This is a genomic window from Aquirufa sp. TARAVU-A1A, assembly GCF_054558675.1.
On record NZ_JBPXKP010000007.1, the window covers coordinates 94,355 to 116,189 of the forward strand.

General features: G+C 41.7%; 27 protein-coding genes and 1 tRNA gene. 17 read left to right on the forward strand and 11 right to left on the reverse strand.

Features of this window, described 5'->3' with window-relative positions:
* Position 1 precedes the first annotated feature (1 nt).
* The 6 genes from V7S75_RS10450 to V7S75_RS10475 are packed head-to-tail and all read right to left on the reverse strand — an operon-like array spanning position 2 to position 4,747.
* Positions 2-223, reverse strand: coding sequence for a hypothetical protein (locus tag V7S75_RS10450; RefSeq protein WP_377976689.1), 222 nt, complete (start codon positions 221-223; stop codon positions 2-4).
* On the reverse strand, positions 220-2,766 hold the full coding sequence (gene ccsA / locus V7S75_RS10455) for a cytochrome c biogenesis protein CcsA (RefSeq protein WP_459513699.1): 2,547 nt from the start codon (positions 2,764-2,766) through the stop codon (positions 220-222). The genes V7S75_RS10450 and ccsA (V7S75_RS10455) overlap by 4 nt, the downstream gene beginning before the upstream one ends.
* A 2-nt stretch (positions 2,767-2,768) precedes the next feature.
* On the reverse strand, positions 2,769-3,212 hold the full coding sequence (locus V7S75_RS10460) for a cytochrome c maturation protein CcmE domain-containing protein (RefSeq protein ID WP_459513701.1): 444 nt from the start codon (positions 3,210-3,212) through the stop codon (positions 2,769-2,771).
* Positions 3,209-3,415, reverse strand: coding sequence for a CcmD family protein (locus tag V7S75_RS10465; RefSeq protein WP_459513703.1), 207 nt, complete (start codon positions 3,413-3,415; stop codon positions 3,209-3,211). Before V7S75_RS10465 ends, V7S75_RS10460 begins: the two co-directional genes overlap by 4 nt.
* A 1-nt stretch (position 3,416) precedes the next feature.
* Complete coding sequence (gene ccsA, locus V7S75_RS10470) at positions 3,417-4,091, reverse strand: cytochrome c biogenesis protein CcsA (protein WP_459513705.1); 675 nt, start codon at positions 4,089-4,091, stop codon at positions 3,417-3,419.
* Positions 4,079-4,747 carry a heme exporter protein CcmB gene (locus V7S75_RS10475; protein WP_459513707.1) on the reverse strand — a complete coding sequence of 223 codons (669 nt, stop codon included), beginning with the start codon at positions 4,745-4,747 and terminating at the stop codon, positions 4,079-4,081. Before V7S75_RS10475 ends, ccsA (V7S75_RS10470) begins: the two co-directional genes overlap by 13 nt.
* Positions 4,748-4,927: 180 nt before the next feature.
* Between V7S75_RS10475 and V7S75_RS10480 the strand changes: the two genes are divergently transcribed.
* Both V7S75_RS10480 and feoB read left to right on the forward strand, forming a co-directional pair.
* Positions 4,928-5,155 carry a FeoA family protein gene (locus V7S75_RS10480; protein ID WP_377976695.1) on the forward strand — a complete coding sequence of 76 codons (228 nt, stop codon included), beginning with the start codon at positions 4,928-4,930 and terminating at the stop codon, positions 5,153-5,155.
* A gap of 3 nt (positions 5,156-5,158) precedes the next feature.
* On the forward strand, positions 5,159-7,285 hold the full coding sequence (gene feoB, locus V7S75_RS10485) for a ferrous iron transport protein B (protein ID WP_459513710.1): 2,127 nt from the start codon (positions 5,159-5,161) through the stop codon (positions 7,283-7,285).
* Here the strand turns inward: feoB and V7S75_RS10490 are convergent.
* Together V7S75_RS10490 and V7S75_RS10495 are read right to left on the reverse strand one after the other, a co-directional pair.
* On the reverse strand, positions 7,282-7,731 hold the full coding sequence (locus V7S75_RS10490) for a PaaI family thioesterase (protein ID WP_459513711.1): 450 nt from the start codon (positions 7,729-7,731) through the stop codon (positions 7,282-7,284). The genes feoB and V7S75_RS10490 overlap by 4 nt on opposite strands.
* 23 nt (positions 7,732-7,754) lie before the next feature.
* A complete protein-coding gene (locus V7S75_RS10495; RefSeq protein WP_459513713.1) occupies positions 7,755-8,174 on the reverse strand; it encodes a DUF2147 domain-containing protein in 420 nt (139 codons plus the stop codon).
* Between the two features lie 154 nt (positions 8,175-8,328).
* Between V7S75_RS10495 and V7S75_RS10500 the strand changes: the two genes are divergently transcribed.
* Genes V7S75_RS10500 through V7S75_RS10510 form a run of 3 tightly spaced genes read left to right on the forward strand, consistent with a single transcriptional unit; the run spans position 8,329 to position 10,480 of the window.
* On the forward strand, positions 8,329-9,090 hold the full coding sequence (locus V7S75_RS10500) for a phosphosulfolactate synthase (RefSeq protein ID WP_459513715.1): 762 nt from the start codon (positions 8,329-8,331) through the stop codon (positions 9,088-9,090).
* 3 nt (positions 9,091-9,093) lie between these two features.
* Positions 9,094-9,732 (forward strand): VTT domain-containing protein, encoded by a 639-nt coding sequence (locus V7S75_RS10505; RefSeq protein ID WP_459513717.1) that lies wholly within the window; start codon positions 9,094-9,096, stop codon positions 9,730-9,732.
* 1 nt (position 9,733) lies between these two features.
* Complete coding sequence (locus V7S75_RS10510; RefSeq protein ID WP_459513719.1) at positions 9,734-10,480, forward strand: shikimate dehydrogenase family protein; 747 nt, start codon at positions 9,734-9,736, stop codon at positions 10,478-10,480.
* Here V7S75_RS10510 and V7S75_RS10515 read toward each other — a convergent pair whose 3' ends face one another.
* A complete protein-coding gene (locus V7S75_RS10515) occupies positions 10,481-10,984 on the reverse strand; it encodes a phosphoribosyltransferase family protein (protein ID WP_459513721.1) in 504 nt (167 codons plus the stop codon).
* Positions 10,985-11,082: 98 nt separating this feature from the next.
* Here V7S75_RS10515 and V7S75_RS10520 point away from each other — a divergent pair, with 98 nt between their 5' ends.
* On the forward strand, positions 11,083-11,631 hold the full coding sequence (locus tag V7S75_RS10520) for a YcxB family protein (RefSeq protein ID WP_459513723.1): 549 nt from the start codon (positions 11,083-11,085) through the stop codon (positions 11,629-11,631).
* Between the two features lies 1 nt (position 11,632).
* On the forward strand, positions 11,633-12,046 hold the full coding sequence (gene ruvX, locus V7S75_RS10525; RefSeq protein ID WP_459513725.1) for a Holliday junction resolvase RuvX: 414 nt from the start codon (positions 11,633-11,635) through the stop codon (positions 12,044-12,046).
* Positions 12,047-12,082: 36 nt separating this feature from the next.
* Here the strand turns inward: ruvX and V7S75_RS10530 are convergent, their stop codons facing one another.
* Entirely contained in the window at positions 12,083-12,910 is an 828-nt protein-coding gene (locus V7S75_RS10530) for a phytanoyl-CoA dioxygenase family protein (RefSeq protein ID WP_459513727.1), read from the reverse strand.
* A gap of 190 nt (positions 12,911-13,100) precedes the next feature.
* Here V7S75_RS10530 and V7S75_RS10535 point away from each other — a divergent pair, with 190 nt between their 5' ends.
* The 10 genes from V7S75_RS10535 (at position 13,101) to V7S75_RS10580 (ending at position 20,774) form a co-directional block, all read left to right on the forward strand.
* Complete coding sequence (locus tag V7S75_RS10535) at positions 13,101-13,940, forward strand: hypothetical protein (RefSeq protein WP_459513728.1); 840 nt, start codon at positions 13,101-13,103, stop codon at positions 13,938-13,940.
* A gap of 36 nt (positions 13,941-13,976) precedes the next feature.
* Positions 13,977-14,705 (forward strand): transporter, encoded by a 729-nt coding sequence (locus V7S75_RS10540; protein ID WP_459513730.1) that lies wholly within the window; start codon positions 13,977-13,979, stop codon positions 14,703-14,705.
* Positions 14,706-14,741: 36 nt separating this feature from the next.
* A complete protein-coding gene (locus V7S75_RS10545; RefSeq protein ID WP_459513732.1) occupies positions 14,742-16,145 on the forward strand; it encodes a BatD family protein in 1,404 nt (467 codons plus the stop codon).
* A 4-nt stretch (positions 16,146-16,149) separates the two neighbouring features.
* The gene (gene aroC / locus V7S75_RS10550) at positions 16,150-17,235 is read left to right on the forward strand and encodes a chorismate synthase (RefSeq protein WP_459513734.1); all 1,086 of its coding nucleotides are present in this window, start codon (positions 16,150-16,152) and stop codon (positions 17,233-17,235) included.
* Positions 17,235-17,675: a nucleoside deaminase gene (locus V7S75_RS10555; RefSeq protein WP_459513736.1), complete on the forward strand. Its 441-nt coding sequence runs from the start codon at positions 17,235-17,237 to the stop codon at positions 17,673-17,675. Before aroC ends, V7S75_RS10555 begins: the two co-directional genes overlap by 1 nt.
* Positions 17,676-17,748: 73 nt before the next feature.
* A complete protein-coding gene (locus V7S75_RS10560) occupies positions 17,749-18,360 on the forward strand; it encodes a superoxide dismutase (protein WP_459513738.1) in 612 nt (203 codons plus the stop codon).
* A gap of 91 nt (positions 18,361-18,451) precedes the next feature.
* Positions 18,452-18,525 (forward strand) — tRNA-His (locus tag V7S75_RS10565).
* Between the two features lie 54 nt (positions 18,526-18,579).
* The gene (locus tag V7S75_RS10570; RefSeq protein ID WP_459513740.1) at positions 18,580-19,197 is read left to right on the forward strand and encodes an NYN domain-containing protein; all 618 of its coding nucleotides are present in this window, start codon (positions 18,580-18,582) and stop codon (positions 19,195-19,197) included.
* Between the two features lie 11 nt (positions 19,198-19,208).
* The gene (locus tag V7S75_RS10575; RefSeq protein ID WP_459513742.1) at positions 19,209-19,847 is read left to right on the forward strand and encodes a carotenoid biosynthesis protein; all 639 of its coding nucleotides are present in this window, start codon (positions 19,209-19,211) and stop codon (positions 19,845-19,847) included.
* A 45-nt stretch (positions 19,848-19,892) separates the two neighbouring features.
* On the forward strand, positions 19,893-20,774 hold the full coding sequence (locus V7S75_RS10580; protein WP_459513744.1) for a MerR family transcriptional regulator: 882 nt from the start codon (positions 19,893-19,895) through the stop codon (positions 20,772-20,774).
* Here the strand turns inward: V7S75_RS10580 and V7S75_RS10585 are convergent.
* Positions 20,771-21,835 (reverse strand): mannose-1-phosphate guanylyltransferase, encoded by a 1,065-nt coding sequence (locus tag V7S75_RS10585; RefSeq protein WP_459513746.1) that lies wholly within the window; start codon positions 21,833-21,835, stop codon positions 20,771-20,773. The genes V7S75_RS10580 and V7S75_RS10585 overlap by 4 nt on opposite strands.

Consider the following 21,835-nt stretch of genomic DNA (forward strand, 5'->3'; position numbering starts at 1 on the left):
ATTAATTCTTTTTGTTCTTGTCTTCTTTCGATATTCGCTCGTTGCGCGCGAATTGATAGTAAAAAAGACATCCCACGGCAAACATGAGCCAGCTATAATGATAGCCGATTTCTTGCCAAAATAGTCCTTGGATTTCCTTTGGAGTAGGCGAATTTAAATCCAATATCCAAATTAATAGGAAACCAACGGCAATAAATAAACTTAGTTTTTCCTTACGGCTCATGAGGCAATCGGTTTTTCGGTTCGACGGAAGGTTGCGATGAAAAGACCAATAAAGATCATGATTGATCCAATCCAAACCAAATTTATGTAAGGTTTTTCGAGGGCCTTGATGATGATCAAATCTTGTTGGGTTGTATTCACCGCAAAACTAAATTGTTGTGTTTTCGGATTAATCGTTGTGAATTTAATCTTGATTCCCGTTTCCTCACTTTCATAAGCAGGCATCGCTACCATACCATCTTTGATGATGAACGTGGGTTTCAATTCGAATTTTTGATCATTTTTTCCAAGTACAAGGAAGTTGGCTTGCACCGCAGCATCATTAGCACCCAGTTCAAAACCTTCTAATTTTGTAATTCGACTTACTTCTTTAAGCACCGCGACGAAGTCATTCAAAAATAAGGTATCGCCAACCATAACCGTAGAGTTCACCGTTTGACTCCACTGTTTTTCTTCACCAGCTTCTGCTGCTAAGCGGGGGTCTAAGGAAACATAGGTGTAAATGTCGTGGCTAAAGGCATGCTTGATGTCGGGCGAAATAGCAGTCCCCATCTTGGGATTCACTTGCCAGCGTGGAAACAAGGATACGGCTTTTCCTTCCGCGTTTTTGAATTCCAATTCGTAATAGTTATTCTCTGGTTCTACGGTGACCGTATCGCCCTTTTTCGCAATAGATTCGCCGTTTACGGCTACGTCTCTTAAGGCAACAGCGTGAAAATCGCCTTCAATGATTTCGAAATCTTTCTTATTGTAATAGCCCGGTTTGCCACGCAAGGCAATTTTACGGCCTTTATAAGTTACCAGGTAATCTTGCATTTGGGCGCCTTGTCCGAGCCATAATGGGAGATTCTCTTTGTTTTCCTTATTATCGTCTTTGGTAAATTGTTCTACCTTATTGGAAATCGCAAAGCCTGATCGGTTCAGTGATACAACTTTGGAATAGCCGGATGAAAATAAAATACCGATCAACATGACCGCTAATCCTACGTGTGACAGTGCGCCCCCTGCGATGGAAACTTTTTGACGTGCCAAAAACCATAAAATACTCGCGTTTGCGTAAACCGAAAACAAGCTCGACCACAATAATACGATGTACGATAGGGTGTATATTTTACCCAGATTAACAAATAAGACGGTTAATAAAGTTGAAACGAGCACCGAATTCCAAAGGGCTTTCCATTGGTTTTTGTCTTTAATTTTTCCCCACCAAACGAATTGACCTATAGCACTTAGGATGGCCACTCCGATAAATATCCAAATCTGAATTTTGCTGTAATGTTCAACCTGGTCTGCTGGCAATGCAAGGTTCGAAACCAAGCCAAAGGCCTCCGCAATTTTATTGTAAACAGGTATCGAAGTCGTAAATGTCAATTGGAAAGCCGAAAGTCCCAAGACCGAAGCTCCTACGAAAATCCAAAACTCACGCGAATAGATTCCTAATTCTTTCTCATCTGTAGGTAAGTCTTTCCAGCGATACCAAGCTAATGCGATTGCGCCCACTAGGAATGTTCCCATGTAAAGCAATAGCTGGCCAGATAGACCTAAGTCGGTGAAGGAGTGTACCGACGCGTTTCCTAAGATCCCCGACCGGTTCAGGAAGGTCGAGTAAAGCACCAAAATAAAGGTGGTAATCACTAAGATAATCGACGTTTTTAACGCAGAACTTGAATTACGGTAGGCAATCATCGTGTGGATAGCACCGATCCAAACCAACCAAGGTACAAAAGATGCATTTTCCACCGGATCCCAATTCCAGTACCCGCCGAAATTCAATGTTTCATACGCCCAATATGCACCCATCATGATGCCTACGCCCAATACGCCACCCCCAAAGAGTGACCAAGGTAAGGCAGGAGTTATCCATTCCGTTAATTGTTTTTTCCACAGACCTGCAATTAAAAAGGCAAAAGGGACTAAGGTTAAGGCAAATCCTAAGAATAGGGTAGGCGGGTGAATAACCATCCAGTAATTCTGCAATAATGGATTTAATCCCCGGCCATCCGCTGGAATGAAGTTGGGCTGCATGCTCCAAACCGGCAAATCAGGTTGGGCTTCTCGCAGCAATAAGAAAGGCGAAGAGCCAATCTTTAATTCAATACCCGGAATAATGACACCTAAAATCATGGATGTCAAGAAAGTTTGTACGAGGGCAAAAACCGTCATGACTGGGCTTTCCCATTTGGGATTGCGGAACATGAGTAAAACGCCTAATAAGGCTTGCCAGAATATCCAAAGCAAAAATGAGCCCTCTTGTCCTTCCCAAAAACAGGAAACGATATAAGCGATCGGTAAGGCCTTCGACGCATGTGAAAATGCATAATGGTATTCGAAATAGTGGTTGTAAATGATAATATACAAGGTCGTCGCAACCGCGATGACAGCAGCTAAATGTACAATGAATAGCGTGCGAGCTGTTTGCCGCCAATCGTTGGCCAAAGAAGCTTCTTGGCTAGAACGGAAATAGGCATAAGTTGCCAATAAGGCGGTTACGAAGGAAACAATGATGAGCGCATGCCCGACTTGTCCAATGGTTTCGTGTATCATATTTATTTTTTGGCTTCAAAGGAAGCGCTAGAGTCGGCAGATATTTTCCCCTCTTGGTATTTAGAAGGACATTTAAGCAATATTTTATCGCAATAGAAAATCTTGTCGGGCTTCATGCTGCCAACTAAAACAATCTTTTCCGATTTTTCGAAATCTTGCGGTTTGGGTGCTGCGTAAACCACTTGGTTCTCACGACCTAGGCTATCCTCAACAATGAATTCTAGTCGGTTGGCATCCAAAGCTGGATTGAAAATCATCCCAACAATTTTTCCCGCGGCATCTTTTTTTAATTTTCCCACCACATGTACCTTTTGGCTAGGATCTTGTTGGCTGATGCGTTCTGCCTCATCAAAACCCACATAGGTACTTGCGTCGCCGGTCGTAATCAAGATGATTCCGATGGCAATGGCGATTAATATAAGTCCGACGATGTGTGTCTTTTTCATTTGATGCGTTTTTCTAAATCGGTGATTTTGCGATCTAAACGGAATAGGTAGATGAATATGCCGCTCAAAATGATTGCTACGATGGCGATTACGACATAGATTTTACCATCGGCACGAAATTGATCGGCCATTTCTACCGGTGCTTGAGCTTGTCCTGCAAAGGAAATAAGCGCCATGATGAAGCTGAAAATGTATTTTTTCATGTTAGTTATTTTCTTCGATTTGTTGGTCCAATTGTTTGATTCGAATGCGTAATCCTGCAATCCAAAAGCCTAATAATGTCCATCCGATGATAGCAGGGTAGAACACCATGCGCATGCGGTTGTCTAGGTCCATCGAGTTAAATCCTGGGTTTCCACCATTTCCGGGGTGTAAGGAGTCGGTCATGCGTGGTAGAATCCAGATTAAAACCATAAACACCACAAAGGCAAAAATGTTGTAAACGGAGGATACGCGGGCTTTTTGTTGTTCTTCGGGAAGTGAAGAGCGGACTAACAGATAGGCTAGGTATATCAATAGTCCTACTGCAACGGAATTCAATTTGGGGTCATTTGTCCACCAGTCTCCCCAAGTGAATTTGGCCCAAAAGCTGCCCGTTGCCAAGCCCATCAAGGCAAATACCAAGCCTGTTTCAACATAGGCATAGGATTTTAAATCCGCTTGCACATCTCCTGTCCGAAGGTATTTGATGGAATGATATACAGATGTTCCTAAAAGGAAAATCATGCTAAACCACATGGTTACATGGAAATACAAGTTTCGAACGGTTTCGTTCAAGATAGCTTGCCGAGGAACTTTCCCTTCAAACCCTGCATATACCGTGTAGTAAAGCAAAATCATGCAGAGGATTTTGCCATAGTGCTTTTTTAATGTTTCCATATAAACGGGAATAGAATTCCAGATAAGACAATGACGATGGTATCAAGCGAACTCAAAATGGCAATTTCATCCCAGTTTTCCTGAATGGATATGCCGTCCATGGCGCTTTTGGCCAATTTTAATATCAATAATAACAAAGGAATGATGATCGGAAAACTTAACACGGCCATGAGTGTGGCAGAGTTTTCTCCTTGCGCAGCTATGCCGGCCATTAAGGATAAAGTCGAAGCAAATCCGATGCCTCCCAGCACAATGGCCACGAGGTACAAGGGAATATTTCCCACGGGATTTCCCATCACCCAAGAGTAAAAAAAGAAGCCCACGAAGGAGATTCCAATCATGACCAACGAATTATAGATGATTTTCGAATAGATAATCGCTTCGGGACTGACGAGCGTATAGTAAAACAAGTTCCGATTCGTAGATTCCTGTGTGAAGCTTTTTCCGATCGCGTTGATGGCAATAAACAACATGATAATCCAGAACAAGGTGTTCCAAGTAATTGGATTAATTGCTTGTTGTTTGGCTTTAAATGAAAGGTAGCAAACGAAGATGGTCGAGGCTAGATACAAGAGTAATCCGTGCAGCGCATAACGCTGCCTCCACTCAAGATGTAGCTCCTTTTTAACCAACACGTGTATTTCATTCAGGATCATGCCTCGATTTCCATAAAGGACATGCAATTTACAATAGAAAATTTGCTTTAAAGTATATTCTGCTCAGTATTTTAACGATTTCAAATCATTTAAGCCAAAACTGTAACTTATCATTTTTTAGGTCGGAAATACTTAGTACATTTGTCCTAATTTTGAACAATTCTAAATAAGTAAAACTAGATGTCGGGTACTTTAGCGGATTTAAAGGTGGGCGAGCAGGCGGAGATCATTGGTTTTACAGATGAATTGCTTTCGTTGAAATTATTGGAAATGGGTTGCTTACCCGGAACCGTGATCGAGTTGACACATCAGGCGCCTTTTGGTGATCCGATTGCCATCAAAGTTTCGGGTTATACGCTGAGTATGCGAAAAGAGGAGGCAGCAACCATTCAAGTTAAAACCAAATAAATTTTGTCCAAACTACCTAAAATAGCTTTAATCGGGAATCCGAATGCGGGAAAGTCGTCGCTGTTCAATAGCCTTACGGGCTTGAATCAGAAGACGGGTAATTTTCCTGGGGTTACCATGGACAAATTGACGGGTATCTGGGAACTTGAACCCAATCGGAAGGTAGAGGTGCTCGATTTACCGGGTATTTATAGTATTTATCCCAAATCCATCGATGAGGAATTGGTGATTAATATTTTAGGAAATCCTGCTCATGCGGATTATCCCGACATGGCGATTGTGGTCGCTGACGCTTCTAATTTAAAGCGGAATTTACTATTGTTTTCTCAGGTTCGTGATTTAGGAATCCCAACCGTTTTGGCATTGAATATGGTTGATGTGGCTGAAAACCAAGGCTATGTCATCAATTCCATCAAGTTGGCGCGCGAGCTCAACATCGAAGTAGCAGAAATCAATGCTAAAAAAGGAATCGGAGTAAATGGATTGCGTTTGGCGGTCGAGAAGACCTTGAAAAATCGTTATGCATCCAATGACGCATTGCCTTTGCCTGTGGGGGATGATTTATTAGCCGACATTACAGCACAATATGGTGAGGCAGATCCCTATCGGTCCTTGTTGTGGTTGATGGAACATGATCGCATGAAGATGTTCTCGGAAGAGCAGCGGATTGGATTCGATCGTTTACAGGAGAAACATCGTTTCGATGCTAAATCATACAAAACTTCTGAGACGGTTAAGCGTTATGAGGCATTATCTGAAATCGTTGAGCGCTGTGTGATTAATTTGAACCGGCAATGGGACGCTCCTCCGGTTAAAACCATGACTGACCGACTGGACAAGTTCTTTTTGCATCCCGTGGGAGGCTATTTGATTTTCTTGGGAATTTTGTTCTTGATGTTTCAGGCCGTATTTACTTGGGCTGCTTATCCAATGGATGCGATTGATGGGGGAGTTGCCCAACTGAATGATTATTTGAAAGAAATATTGCCAGCGTCAGCGTTGACAGGTTTACTTACCGACGGCCTTATTGCCGGTATCGGTGGGGTATTAATATTTGTTCCCCAAATCGCCTTCTTGTTTTTCTTTATATCCATGTTGGAAGAGACGGGTTACATGTCTCGCGTGATGTTCATTATGGATAAATTGATGCGCCGCTTTGGTTTGAATGGAAAATCAGTCGTGCCATTGATGTCGGGGGTTGCCTGTGCTGTTCCTGCGATCATGAGTACGCGATCGATAGGTTCATGGAAAGACCGTTTGATTACGATTATGGTGACGCCTTTGATGTCCTGTTCGGCACGCTTGCCTATTTACACGGTGTTAATTGCCTTGGTTGTGCCAGAGAAAAGCACTTTGTTTGGTATGTTTAATCTGCAAGGTCTTGCCTTGTTTGGTTTGTATTTATTAGGCTTCTTCATGGCAATTTTGTCGGCATGGGTCATGAAACAGCTTTTGCAGGTTAAGGAAAAAAGCTATTTCATTATGGAATTGCCTACGTACAAGGGGCCGCGATTCAAGCATATGGCCTTGTCGATTTACAATTCGGTCAAAGCTTTTGTTTTTGAGGCTGGTAAAATCATCGTAGCGATTTCGATTGTTTTATGGGTATTAGCGAGTTATGGTCCGGGAGATAGTTTGTCGACTGTCGAGCAATCAGTACGCCAAGCGAATCCTACATTAAGTGCTGCTGAACTAGCCAATAAAGTTGCTGCAGAGAAATTAGAGCAGTCTTACGCGGGGCATTTTGGACACTTTATTGAGCCCGTGATTAAGCCGCTGGGCTACGATTGGAAGATTGGTATTGCTTTGATTACGTCCTTTGCTGCACGTGAGGTGTTTGTTGGGACGATGTCAACGATTTATAGTTTAGGCGGAGAAGTTGATGATGAAAATGCGACCATCAAAAATCGGATGCGTGCGGAGATTAATCCAGAAACGGGCAAGCCGCTTTATGATGCAGCGCTGGGATTCTCCTTGTTGATTTTTTATGCCTTTGCCATGCAGTGCATGAGTACGCTCGCGACAACCTATCGCGAGACGAAATCATGGAAATATCCGGCCATTCAATTTTTATATATGACGACTTTGGCGTATTTGTCAGCCTTTATCGTTTATCAGCTTTTGGCTTAAAATTGAACAGGGATTGAAGTTGCAGCTAAATTGCTTGTGCTCTTCGCAAGTAATTTGCCTTCAGAATTATAAAGTTTAGCTTCAACATTGGCGATCTTTTTTCCTACACGAAATACTTCGGAAACAGCTGTTACTTTTTCTCCTGCTTTTGCACCAAAAAGAAAATCAACATGCAGGTTGATGGTTACGTACAAATGCTCAATTTCTACGGTGATCAGGGTCATGCCCATGATTTCGTCCAAAATGGTGGTAATGATTCCCCCATGCATGACTTGGGCGTGATTACACTGATCTTCACGAACCGTAAATTCGGCTGTGATGGACCCAGCAGAGGCCTTAATTAGCGTCCCGTCAAGCCAGGTTGTAATTGGATTTGGATTGCCATCTGCAATTTTCTTATTGAGATTTGCATTGAGGTAGGCAATTATTTTTTCGTTAGGTTTCATGGATTTACGTAGGCGGATGGAGATTAATTTCGGGACCAGGTGGAGGTTCTACCAAACATGGCCATACCTACAAATCCTCGAATATCTAATTTTTGGTTATTGTCTTTTACCTTTAAAATGCAATCATAGGTTTTGCCTGAATGTGGGTCGTAAATGGTTCCGCTTTCCCAGCTTCCTCCCTTAAAAACAAAATCTTTGAGGATAACTGTTCCTACTAACTCGCGATTTCGTAAGCGGCTATCAGGATTATTGGCATCTTTTTTACCTGGTGTTTTCCCCCAGGTGATTTTCCCATAATAGCGGTCACCTTGTTTGAAAATGACTATTTTCCCGTCTTTGGGTTCGGAGATCCATTCTCCTAAAATGACGTCACCATTGTTGGCAGCCAAGAGAGAAATGCTTGTTAATGCGAAGTAGACTAGTAATGCAATTGTTTTTTTCATCGTGTGTGTAAATAGTGTAACAAATATAGGATGATTTTGGGATTTGTTGATTCGAAATCGCTGAACATAGTGTTTGTCTCAGTCAGATGTTATGCTTATTTTTGTAGGATAATACCCGCTGAAATTTTATTTCATAACAAGCTAGATTGAACGTATGAATTACAATTTGAATCAAATACCTGATAGAACAACCAAACCAAGACAAAAAGGTTTGACGATGGTCATGGATAAAGGATTAAGTCTACGTCAAGTAGAAGATTTTTTAGAAATGGGGGCAGGTTACACGGATATCGTGAAATTAGGTTGGGCGACTTCCTATGTGACGCCTAATTTAAAAGAAAAATTAGCCTTGTATAAATCAGCCGGTATTCCTGTTTATTTTGGGGGGACCTTGTTTGAAGCTTTTTATATTCGTGGCCAATTCGACGAATACCGTCGTGTTTTGGACCAATACGGCATGGAATATGCGGAGATTTCAGATGGCTCTGTGGAGATGGAATCAGATGTGAAATGTGAGTTTATTCGTACGCTATCGCAACAAGTAACTGTTTTATCTGAAGTGGGATCAAAAGATGAGGCCAAAATTATTCCTCCGTACAAATGGATTAAATTGATGCGCATGGAGCTTGAAGCTGGCGCTTGGAAAGTAATCGGAGAAGCACGTGAGGGAGGTAATGTGGGTTTATTCCGTTCTTCTGGAGAGGTTCGTCAGGGCTTGGTTGAAGAGATATTGACTGAAATTCCTGAGGAGAAAATTATTTGGGAAGCACCGCAAAAATCCCAACAAGTTTGGTTTGTGAAGTTGGTAGGTGCCAATGTCAATGTGGGAAATATCGCGCCAAACGAGGTGATTTCGTTAGAAACAATCCGTTTAGGTTTACGTGGGGATACTTTTGATCATTTCCTAGATAAATAAAAGATGCTCCATTTTATTCTTGATCTACTCAAAGATCCATTGACTTTTTTAAGTGATTTTATCGCGGCCAATGGCTCTTTAACTTATGCCTTATTATTCGCCATTATTTTTGTCGAAACGGGATTCGTCATCATGCCATTATTGCCTGGCGATTCTTTGTTGTTTTCTGTGGGATTATTAGCCGCAGCAAGTGGTCAGTTGAGTTTAACTACGGTTATTCCGTTGATGATTATTGCCGCTTTGCTAGGAGATCAATTGAATTATTATATCGGTCGGAACTTCAGTGAATGGGTTAAGAGCCGTGAAAAAATCTTGTTTTTAAAGCGGGAGCACATAGAAAAAACGGAATCCTTTTATGCGGAATATGGGTCTAAAATGGTTATTCTAGCTCGATTTATCCCTATCGTACGTACTGTTGCTCCATTTGTTGCGGGTGCCGGTCGGATGTCTTACCCTGTTTATTTATTCTTTGGCGTTGTAGGGGCTTGTCTTTGGGTGTTTAGTATTACATTGGCAGGTTATTTCTTAGGGGATAACGCATGGATAAAAGACAATTTCGAGAAAGTCGTTTTAGGGATCGTCGGGGTTTCGGTATTGCCCATTATTATCGGTGTTCTCAAACAACAATTTTCAAAGAAATAAGATGAATTCTCTGTTTGGATTGATCGGTTACCCCTTAGGGCATTCCTTTTCAAAACGCTATTTTACGGAAAAATTTGAGCAATTAGGATTGCAAGATTCACATGCTTACACACAATTTGAGATTCCGTCGATTGATGAATTTCCTGTGCTGTTAGCAACTCCTGCGATCAAAGGGTTTAATGTAACGATTCCTTACAAACAACAAATCATTCCGTTTTTAGATGAAATTGATCCGGCTGCTACTCGGATTGGTGCTGTCAATACGATCAAGATTTTGCCTGACGGGCGAACTCGTGGATATAATACCGACTATTTTGGTTTTCAAGGTACGTTAGAAGTATGGTCGGCTTTCGAGGATTTCAAAGCGCGTAAGGCTTTGGTTTTAGGTCAAGGTGGTGCTGCGAAAGCGGTTATTGCTGCGATTGAAGATTTGGGGATACCTGTAATCAAAGTATCGCGTCAGGCAGCTGAAGGTATCATTTCTTATAATGAATTACCTGCCTTGATGGAATCGATTGGACTGATTGTGAATACGACTCCGCTGGGGATGCATCCGAATGAAGCAGCTTGTCCGCCTATTCCTTATGAATTATTGACGAGCCAACATTACTTATATGACATAGTCTATAATCCTTTGGAAACTACTTTTTTAAAAGAGGGTTTAGCACATGGTGCTGGGGGAATCCATACAGGAATTGAGATGCTCTATGGACAAGCAGATAAGGCTTGGGAGATTTGGCAATCTTAGTTATTTCAAATACACGCCGCGTTTTACATCGTCGGTAACAATCACCTCCACATGCTCAGCGATTGTCGTTGAAAGTTCATAGCCTTTGTAATCTGCGGCAATCGGGAACTTCCGGTAATTACGGTCGATTAATACGGCAACTTGTAGTTTTTTAACGGGAATCGTTAAAAAGGGTGCAAGGCTGTAAGAAAATGTCCGTCCTGTGTTGAGAACGTCATCCACAACTATAATGACCTTGTGCTCAAATGTTTTCATGTCGGCAGAAAACTGAACCGGACTTTCGTAGGGAACCTCCTTGTTGAGTTTAATTTCGACTGGAACTGCGTGAATCGTTGAAATTTCCGCTAAATGTTTGCTAAGCATGTCGGCTAAGGCAAAACCTTGCCCATGAATACCCGCAATGATGATCTCTTGTTCTTCAAAGTTGTTTTCAAAAATTTGAAAAGCAATCCGTCTGATTTTTTGTAGGAGAGCGGGTCCGTCTAAAACTTGTTTTGCCGACATATTCTTTCGCTTATTGTCTAAATTAGCCGTTTAAAATTACCCAAAATTATCCAATTTTTGTACCTTTGGCCTTTATTTAGCGTTTAAAATAATTACCTATGGCGAAGAATTACGGAGCACAACAACGTGCCCAAATGCAAGCACCTTCCAATCCTTTAGCAATAAAAACGAAGAAATACGGCTTAGAGAAGAATAAATACATTGCGATGTGTATGCGTCAGTTATTCGCTAATCAATGGAAATGGGCTTTTTTGCCTTTGGCCTTGGTGGGGCTTAATGTATTTCTTAATATTTCAGGTACCTACAAGAATTACTGGATTTACATCTTTTTAGCGATTGGTGTGATTGGATATATCTTGTTCTGGTTAATTCAGTTTACCGGAATTACGCAATTAGCGCAATACAAGCAATTGTTCGACAAATACCGTTACGAAATTGATAGTCGGCAGATATTCATGAAAATTTCCGACAAAGAAGGCGGGATGATTAAGTGGGATATGATTTTATCGGCTTATAAGGATAAAGAAGCGTATGTGTTAGAAATGGGTAAATATCAGTTTATCTATTTGCCATTAGCTATTTTCAATAATGACAATGATCGCAAGTTGATGGATAAAATCATGCGTGACAAGGGATTGATCAACTAATATGGGAAGACTGCTAGCCATTGACTTTGGATTAAAGCGTACGGGTTTAGCGGTGACGGATTCCTTGCAGATTATCGCAACAGGACTGGAAACAGTGCCTACACACACGTTGCTGGACTATCTTCAAGCCTATTTTGCGAAAGAAGCGGTAGACAAAGTCATCATCGGTATGCCTAAGAATTTAGACAGTTCTGATACGGATTCCACACATGGGGTTCGGGTGTTGATTAAGCATTTCAAAAAGAAATTCCCTGCCATGCCCATAATTGAGCATGACGAACGATTTACTTCCCAAATGGCGATGCAAGCCATGATTTCGGGAGGTATGTCGAAAAAAGATCGAAGAGAAAAGGGAACGGTTGATCGCATATCTGCGACGATTATTCTACAATCCTATATGGAATCACAAGCATAAAAAAAGGCCATCTGTCGATTGACAAATGGCCTTTTTTTATTTCGTAACCACCTTCGCAAATCGGTGGTAGAATGGTGTTTTGCTGTTGGCTGATTTGGGTTTGTATTTACCCGTGATGATGGGCACATACATAACACGGCGTCTCGATTTTTCGCCAAAATTCGGAGATACCTCGACACGATGCCACAAGCGACCATCGTGGATGGTTAAGTCACCGCGGTCGATTTCAAATGCTGCTTCGCGCGGGTCTGGTCGGTGATCGATGAATTGTTTTTTCCCGAATAACAATTTCAAAATACTCTGATTCTGTGTGCCAGGCAATACGCGCAACCCGCCGTTTGAAGAAGGGCATTTGTCTAAGTGAATACCTACGTTTAACATAGGAAGGATTTTTTGTCCTAAAAACAAATCGCGTGGGGAGTCAGTATGCCAGCCCATTTGAGTGAATTTCGAATTCGGCTGGTTTACATAATGGTTAAATACAAGGCCGTCTTTTTCATCCGCACCGATGCGTCCGTCATAGGGGCCTAATAATTCTAAGAGCAATTCAAAGCGGGGATCTTTCAGGAATTCTGCTAGAACGTCGCTGTATTTATTGGTGAAACACATGCGTTGTATCATGTCTTTTCCTTCGGGATCTTTTCCGAATTTCAGGGGAATGCCATTGATTTTCTCGACCCCTTCAGCTAACCAATTAGCCTCAATTTTAGCTAACTCAGCGATGAAAAGCTCAGCAGTTTCGTTTGAGATGAAGTTTTTAAATTGAATAACACCATACTTCTGGAAGTATTCTTTTTGCTCCTCCGTTAAGGCTTCGCCTAAGGTGAAGGTTTTGTATTCAAATTTGGGTGTTGCTTTTCTCATGTTGATCAAGGCCTTGATGGCTTATGTTTCAATGGTATTCAATACTTAATGGCAATAATTGGACATGCAATTTACGCCAATGTTATTGAAATATTTCCAAATGCTTTTAAAATTCTGACCAAAATCAGCATTTTATCAGTTTAATCCCTAAAAATATTTGCAATTTTACTTTTTCAAAATTCTTCAACGAATGTCTAAGTTTTATATATTACTTTTTAGTTGTTTTTCATTCTTTGCGCAAGCGCAACACGAGGGTCGAAAGGGTTCATTTTACGCATTTTGGGGCTATAATCGGTCCGATTATCCCACTTCTGATATTCATTTTACGGGTCCTGGGTATGATTTCACGTTGGATAATGTCGTAGCGGCTGATGCGCCTACACCTTTCGATGGTTTTACGACCTATTTTAATCCGAACTTGTTCTCTATCCCGCAGTTTAACTTGCATGCGGGCTATTTTATTAAAGACAATTTATCGATCAGCCTAGGTTGGGATCATATGAAATACGTCATGGTTCCTGATCAAGCTTCGCACATTACCGGGATGATTTCGCCCCAAGTTTCAAATCCTTCGTTTACGATCAATCCTGCCTATGTGGGAAATTATAGCAATACCCCCTTCACGATTGCATCGAAGGATTTTTTGCAATACGAACACACGGATGGCTTTAATTATGCCTCTGTAGAATTAGAGCATTACACACCTTTATGGAATCCGGGCATAGGGAAATTGGAATTGGAGTGGATGCAAGGTGTAGGTGTAGGTTTCGTTGTTCCTCGCTCAGATGTACGATTGTTTACGCTCGGACGAAATAATTATTGGAATTTAGCTGGTGCAGGAGCATCCCTAAAAACAGGTTTGCGTTTGAATTTAACCAAGCTATTGTTTTTTGAAGCTACAGCAAAAGGCGGGTATACGAATTTGTGGGACGTGCATACGACCGGCCAAAGTGGGGACCATGCTGAACAAAGTATATGGTTTGGAGAGATCTATGGAGCGCTTGGCTTTTCTTTTGGGCGCAAAAAATAAATTTTAGATTAGCCTAAAAAGTGATAATTTCGTAACATGCGTTACGGACTTATCATTTTTTTGTTTTGGGGGTATGTGCTGCATGCCCAACAAAGCGGTCGGATTGAGACAGATCGTCCAGATCAAACGGAATGTCCATTCATCGTCAAGAAAGGTTATTTTCAGGCAGAAATTGGTTTTAATCGGGCTAATGATGCTGGATCGATTCAATACCTTTTACCCACGAGTTTATTGAAAATAGGGATTCATCCGCTCGTCGAATTACGATACACGTTATTACATGAGCCTAGTAAAGGCGTATTTACGGAATCTTTTGGGTTTAAATCTCATTTGTTCAAAGAGCGAGGTGCTCTTCCCCGGACGGCTATCATTGTACAGTACCATTTAAATCAAGATCGCCGAGATCAATCAGAACTTAATCCATTGCCGCATTCTGTTGGGGAAACCATTTTGACTTTTCAGAACTCCTTAGGAGGGCCTTGGGGTATAGGCTATAATTTTGGGGCAGAATATTATTCAGATGGAGCTGTGGAAGGAATTTATCGAATTGCACCTAATGTGAATATCGGTAAACGTGGATATGCTTATGCGGAGGTTTTTGGCCGATTTCCGGAGACTCAATTTACGGATACCTGGATTGATGGCGGTCTGGCCTATTATGTTACGGATCATGTGAAAGCTGACGTGTCAGCGGGAAAGAGTCTTCGCTCGAGTGATGCTTGGTATGTGGCCTTAGGGATTTCTTTTCGAATGCGACTTTGGTGATTGTGCTTAAAACCGATAATTGTGTAAATTGCGGGGATGCGGTATATTTTATCCTTTTTAACGATTTTGTTCGCTGGGCTTTTCTTGCCCTCGGAACAATTATTGGGTCAGACCAAGGAAAATATTGTTGTTCAAACAGGACCGAAATCCATTGCCACCATAGATCAATTCAGTCTTCAGTTTTCAATTACTGCATCCGAGCAATTACCCAATTATCGTTTTCCCGAGATTAATGGATTCCGAAAACTCGGCGTGAGTAGGAGCAAGGCATCCAATTTCGAAAATGAGCAGGTAGTGCAGACCTTGACATTTACACAATATTATCAGCCAAATGCTAGCGGGACTGTACTCGTTCCCTTGTTAGAATTGGAGGTAAATAAGCAGATTTTTAAGATCGAACCTTTTGTGATTCAAGTGGTTCCCGGCGTAGAAAAGACGGATGATTTACCTAATGAAATTCAAGTTCCAGCAACAGTCGATCTCGCAAATAACAAACCCTTTTTTCTTGTACGCTCTGATGTGGCGCATCCTTTTGTAGGACAATCGTTTACGTTGACGATGTCATTGTATGTCCCTTCAAATAATACGCTGGAATTAAGTTTTGATCGAAATGATATTCAAATTCCTGCCTTAATACAGCAAATTAGGCCGCATAATTGTTGGGAAGAGAATTTCAATTTACAAGTAGAGCGTGTCTTACAAGTAAGTTTTCGAGGGAAAAAATATACGGAATATCGCTTCTTTCAAGCATCCTATTTTCCCTTGGATGCGCATAAAATTCAAATTCCATCTATTCGTTTCCGCGTATTGCAAAAAGGAAAGTCCAAGGAGAAGACGCCATTAATTTTAAATTCCCCGTCCTTCATTATTCAACCTAAACCAATGCCTAAGCATGTGCTTTCTGGTAAAGTTCCAGTAGGTCGCTATACGTTGGTGGAGGAAATAGATAAGTCGATTGCTCAAACGGGAGAACGAGTTACCTATCGTTCTAAAGTCATTGGAGATGGGAATAGTATATTGTGGGATAATAAGGCCGTCGCGTCCGATTATTTCTTGAGTTTCAATCTTTTGTCTACCGAACGAAGCGTTTTCCCTTACCGAGATCAAATGTTTGGGAATAAATCTGACTTGGTACGTATTATTCCGGAGCAAGCAGGTAAATTTGCATTAGCCAATTATTTCAGTTGGGTTTATTTTAATGTAGATAAGGCTCGTTTTGATACCTTACGCTCCAAATTAGTCTTAACTGTCAAAGGCCAGCCAAGAGATCGAAAATTGGATACATCGCTTGAAAAGGGCGGGATTTATGAGTCGATTGAAAAGCAGGATAGTTTAGATGTACGATGGGATCGCTGGGTCAACTGGCGACAATTGGTTAATTTTGTGTTGATTGTCATGTTTGGGTTCATTGTCTTCCTATATTGGAGGGCTTCAAAATAGGATTATGAGTAGTATATACGGTAAGATTTTTCAAATTAGTACATTCGGCGAATCACATGGTGCGGCGGTGGGAGTTGTTATTCAAGGTTGTCCTTCGGGCGTAAATTTTGATTTGGAATTTATTCAGTCGGAACTTGATCGCAGAAAACCGGGTCAATCACGTATCACCACGCAGCGTAAAGAGGCGGATTCCGTGGAAGTGGTTTCTGGTGTTTTTGAAGGAAAGACTACAGGTACACCTATCGCGATGTTGGTATGGAATGGCGACCAGCGTTCGAAAGATTATTCGCATATCGCGGATCAATTTCGCCCTTCACATGCTGATTATACGTATTTCGCAAAATACGGACTTCGGGATTACCGTGGTGGAGGACGCTCTTCGGCGCGCGAAACTGTTGCCCGTGTCGCGGCAGGAGCATTAGCCAAATTGGTTTTGAATCAATTGGGAGTAAAAATTACAGCTTATGTTTCACAAGTAGGTACGCTGAAATTAGAAACCCCGGTTGAGGCATTGGATTTAAGTTTGACCGAAACGAATGCGGTACGTTGTCCTGATCCTGTTCTCGCAGAAAAGATGTTTACTTACATTGATGAAATTCGGAAAGAAGGGGACTCGGTTGGTGGCGTTGTTTCAGCTTACATCACGGGTTGTCCCGTGGGTTTAGGTGAGCCGGTATTTGATAAGTTGCACGCGGAATTAGGCAAGGCGATGTTGAGTATTAATGCTGTAAAAGGCTTTGAGTATGGAAGTGGATTTGATGGCGTTGCTTTACGTGGGTCCCAGCATAATGATTTGTTTGAAAAGCGTCCGGATGGAACGTTAAAAACCTTGACGAATCATTCGGGAGGGATTCAAGGCGGTATTTCAAACGGAGAGCCCATTTACTTTCGTGTGGGATTTAAACCAGTTGCCACGATCATGCAAGATCAAACGAGTTTGAATGAGAAGGGCGAGCAGATTACGGTTTCGGGAAAAGGACGTCATGATCCATGTGTCGTGCCGCGTGCGGTTCCGATTGTTGAAGCCATGGCAGCGATCGTGCTATTGGATTTTTATTTACGTAATCGTGTCATTCAAATGCCTGCCTAATGGTCTTGAATGAGGATGCATATTACATGGGTTTAGCACTCCGACAAGCCGAGCAAGCTTTGGAGGAAGACGAAATACCTGTGGGAGCGGTGGTTGTTTGCCAGGGCAAAATCGTTGCTAAGGCGTTCAATCAAACGGAGATACTAACGGATGTGACTGCGCATGCAGAAATGCTGGCGATTACTTCAGCTGCACAGACGATTGGTGGGAAATACCTAAAAGATTGCACCTTGTATGTGACGCTTGAGCCTTGTTTGATGTGCGCGGGGGCGTTGTATTGGTCTCAGTTGGGCCGATTGGTTTTTGGAGCCTCAGAGGAAAAGCGGGGTTTTCGCGCCTTGGGTCCGAAGGTATTACATCCCAAAACCGATATTGTTGGGGGTGTTTTAGCGGAGGAATCAGAGGCGTTGTTGAAAGAGTTTTTTTCACGTAAGCGATAGTTTAACGAACAAAAAGTTTGCTTGACGTGTTTAATGGATTCGGATTATCATTCACAATTTTAATTATATAGATATGGCTTTTGAATTAGCACCCTTACCTTATGCGAATAACGCATTGGAACCACATTTTGATGCATTAACGATGGAGATCCACCATGATCGCCACCACAATGCTTATGTGACGAACTTGAATGCTGCGGTAAATGATACACCGTTGGCAGGTAAGTCTTTGGAGGAATTGTTTTCAACAATTTCTACTTTGTCTCCAGCTGTAAGAAATAATGGCGGCGGTCATTATAACCACGATTTGTTTTGGAATATTTTATCTCCAAACGGCGGCGGTTCTCCAGTAGGTACGTTGGCAAAGGCGATTGATGCAAAATTTGGATCATTTGACGCATTTAAAGAAGAATTTAAAAAGGCAGGTCTTACTCGTTTCGGATCAGGCTGGGCTTGGTTAGTTGCTCAAAAAGATGGTTCAATTGCTGTTTCTTCTACACCCAACCAAGACAATCCTTTAATGGATGTGGCTGATGTGAAAGGTTTTCCAGTAATTGGATTAGACGTTTGGGAGCATGCCTATTACTTGAAGTTCCAAAACAAGCGCCCAGATTACATCGATGCATTCTGGAGTGTGATTGACTGGAATAAGGCTGAGGCACGTTACGTAGCTGCTCAGAAATAATTTATTGTGGGGGATTTGAAAAAATCTCCCGCTTTTTTTGTGTTAAGGTTTGCAATATTGCAAGCTTTCTGTATTTTTGCAGTCCTAAATGGCGGTTGTAGCTCAGTTGGTTAGAGTAGGCGTTTGTGGTGCGCTTGGTCGTGGGTTCGAGTCCCATCATCCGCCCGTTTCATTTGAGAAGTCCTGGTATAATGCCAGGACTTTTTTTTATTTTTGGGTATGAACGAATCCAAGCAGCGTGTAATCGCCTACATTGATGGCTCTAACCTATACTTTGGTATGGTGGATGCTGGATTGAAATTTTGCAAATGGTTGGATGTCAAAAAACTCATGGAAAGTTTTTTAGATCCGAATCAGGAATTGGTTGCGGTGAAGTTTTTTACCTCACGATTAACCCATGATGAAGCGAAAGAAGCCCGCCAAGCCACTTATTTAGAAGCGCTCGCTTTATCAGGGGTAGATTTAATCTATGGCTCCTACCATAACAAAACCATTGAGTGCTACCATTGCAATCACAAATGGGTGACGCCTACCGAGAAAATGACCGATGTTAATCTAGCAACCCATTTGTTGATGGATGCGCATTTGGATGCTTATGATGTGGCTTTTGTGGTAACGGGAGATACCGACTTTACGCCATGTGTTGAGGCGGTTAATGAAAGTTTTGCAGACAAATCGGTGGTGATGTTATTCCCTCCGTTGCGAGAAAATGACACCCTGGAGGAAGAGGCACGTTCAAGTCAATTGATTACAAAAGAAAAATTAATCGAATGCCAATTGCCCATGCAACTATTGGGGAAAGATGGCATCGAATTGCATAAGCCTGTGGGCTGGTAAAAATTTAACATATGAATCCTCAATTTTTAAAACGTTTTTTAATCGTGGTGTATGCAGCTGGATTGTTTGGCATGCATATTCCAGAAACATCTGCTCTTTTTACATCCTTGGTGCCTTTGACACTTTGGTTTACAGCATTTATATGTGTGATTTATTATCCTAACCCGAATAAGAACGCCTATGTGATGCTATTTGCTTTAGCGTTCGCTGGTTGGATGCTAGAGGTTGTAGGCGTAAGAACAGGTCAAATATTTGGATCCTATGCCTATGGTAAGACCTTGGGTGTTCAGGTTATGCAAGTTCCGGTTACGATTGGATTGAATTGGGTCATTTTAGTTATCGCGACGAATGCGGTTGTAGCGGAATGGAATATTGCTGGGCGAATTGGGCAAGCGGCTTTGGGTGCAGGGCTGATGACAGCCTTGGATTTATTAATTGAGCCCGTAGCGATGCATTATGATTTCTGGCAATGGGCGGGAAATTCCGTGCCAGTTCAAAATTTTGGTGCATGGTGGTTGGCCAGTTTCTTTTTCCATTGGGTATATAATACAGCGGGTTTATCGACGAAATCAAGTCTATTTAGGTTAATCGCGGTTTTACAATTTTGCTTCTTTTTGGGTCATTGGATTTTATTACAAATCTTTTCTTAAACATTTTCTGTTAAGAATCGTTAGCCTAGTATACAGATGCGTGGAATGGCCATTTATTCAATTAAGGATTTAGAAAATTTAAGCGGAATCAAAGCGCATACACTGCGCATTTGGGAACAGCGTTATGGCATTCTGACACCAAGAAGGACGGAAACAAATATTCGGACTTATACGGACGAAGAATTAAAGCGTGTCTTAAATATCGCATTACTTCAAGATAAAGGAGGATTTAAAATTTCAGCCATCGCAAATATGTCGGAGGCTGAAATGGCCACGCATATTTTACATTTATCGGAAAGTCAATTCGATTTCCCGGATCAAATACAAGCCTTGACATTGGCGATGATGGATTTGGATGAAGCCAAATTTCAGTTGTTGACCAAAAATATGATTCAGGCCCACGGCTTTGAGAGTTACATGCTAAATGTGATTTACCCTTTTATGCGCCGACTTGGTACCTTATGGTTGTCGGGGTCTGTCGGTCCAGCGCAGGAGCATTTTATAAGTCATTTGATTCGTCAAAAACTGGTTGCTAGTATTGACGCGCAGGATTTGAGTTTGAAGCCTGATGCCAAAAAATTTCTATTGTATTTGCCGGAAGGGGAATTGCATGAAATAGGCTTGTTGTTTGCGAATTATGTCTTTCGAGCCCGCAAGCATTCTGTGGTTTATCTGGGGCAATCTTTGCCTTATGAAGAATTGCTGTTGGCTTATGAAATTCACCAGCCGGATTATATTTTCAGTGTGTTTACTTCAGAGCCCAATGTGGAGCTTATCGATGCTTATGTGGCTCAGATGGCAAAGGATCTTCCCAATGCTCAAGTATTATTGACAGGCTATCAAATTTTACAGCCTGAACGTCAGGTACCTGCAAGTATCCAGATAATACCGGATTTTCAAGCGCTGATTGATTTAGCGAATGCTTAAGAGAATTTTGGGTTCAAATACGTGGCTGCCTCAACAAATTTTTTCACCTCTTGTTCTTGATCTTGTGGGCAGATCATCAAAGCATTTTCATGCTCGGCAACAATGAAGTTCTGTAAGCCTTGAATCACTACTAATTTTTCGCTTGGCGTTTTGATGATGCAGTTTTGCGTATCGTATACCATGACGTTTCCATCAATAACGTTCCCGTTCGCATCTTTATCATGGATTTCATAAAGCGATTTCCAGGTCCCTAGGTCAGACCAACCAATATCTGCGAGGATGACTTTGACAATCTGTGCTTTTTCCATAATACCATTGTCGATGGAAATACTTTTACAAACGGCATAGACTTTTCGGATGAAATCTTGTTCATCTGGGGTATAATAGAATTCTTCTCCTTCTTCAAATTGTTCCGCTAACCGAGATAGGTGTTTTTCTAGTTCTTTTTTGAATACGGGGATTTTAAAGACAAATAAACCTGCATTCCAAACGTAATCACCACTTTCAAGAAATGCTTCGGCAAGTTCAAGGTGCGGTTTTTCAGTGAAGGTTTTAACCGTTTTTGCCATCGATTCACCTGGTTGGAATTGGATATAGCCATATCCCGTATCTGGCCGGGTAGGGAGAATGCCTAAGGTGACTAATACATCATCTTTTGCCGTTTCAATCGCTGTTCTTATGTTGTTTTGAAAGGCGATTTCTTTGATGATGACATGGTCAGCAGGTGCCACGATGAGGGTGGCATTGGGATTCTTTTTGCCAATTTTGTAAGCGGCATAAGCGATACAAGGTGCCGTATTTTTTCGTTGGGGTTCTTGTAAGATTTGTTCATCGCTTAAGAAGGGCATTTGCTCTTTCACAATACCCGCAAATTCTTCACTGGTTACCACATAAATATTCTCTTGAGGAATAATACCTTCAAATCGTTCGGCGGTTTGTTGCAACATAGTTTTACCTACCCCAAGTACGTCGTGAAATTGTTTGGGGTTTGCGCTCCGACTGATTGGCCAAAATCGTGTACCGATGCCACCAGCCATGATAATTAGGTATGTATTTTGCAT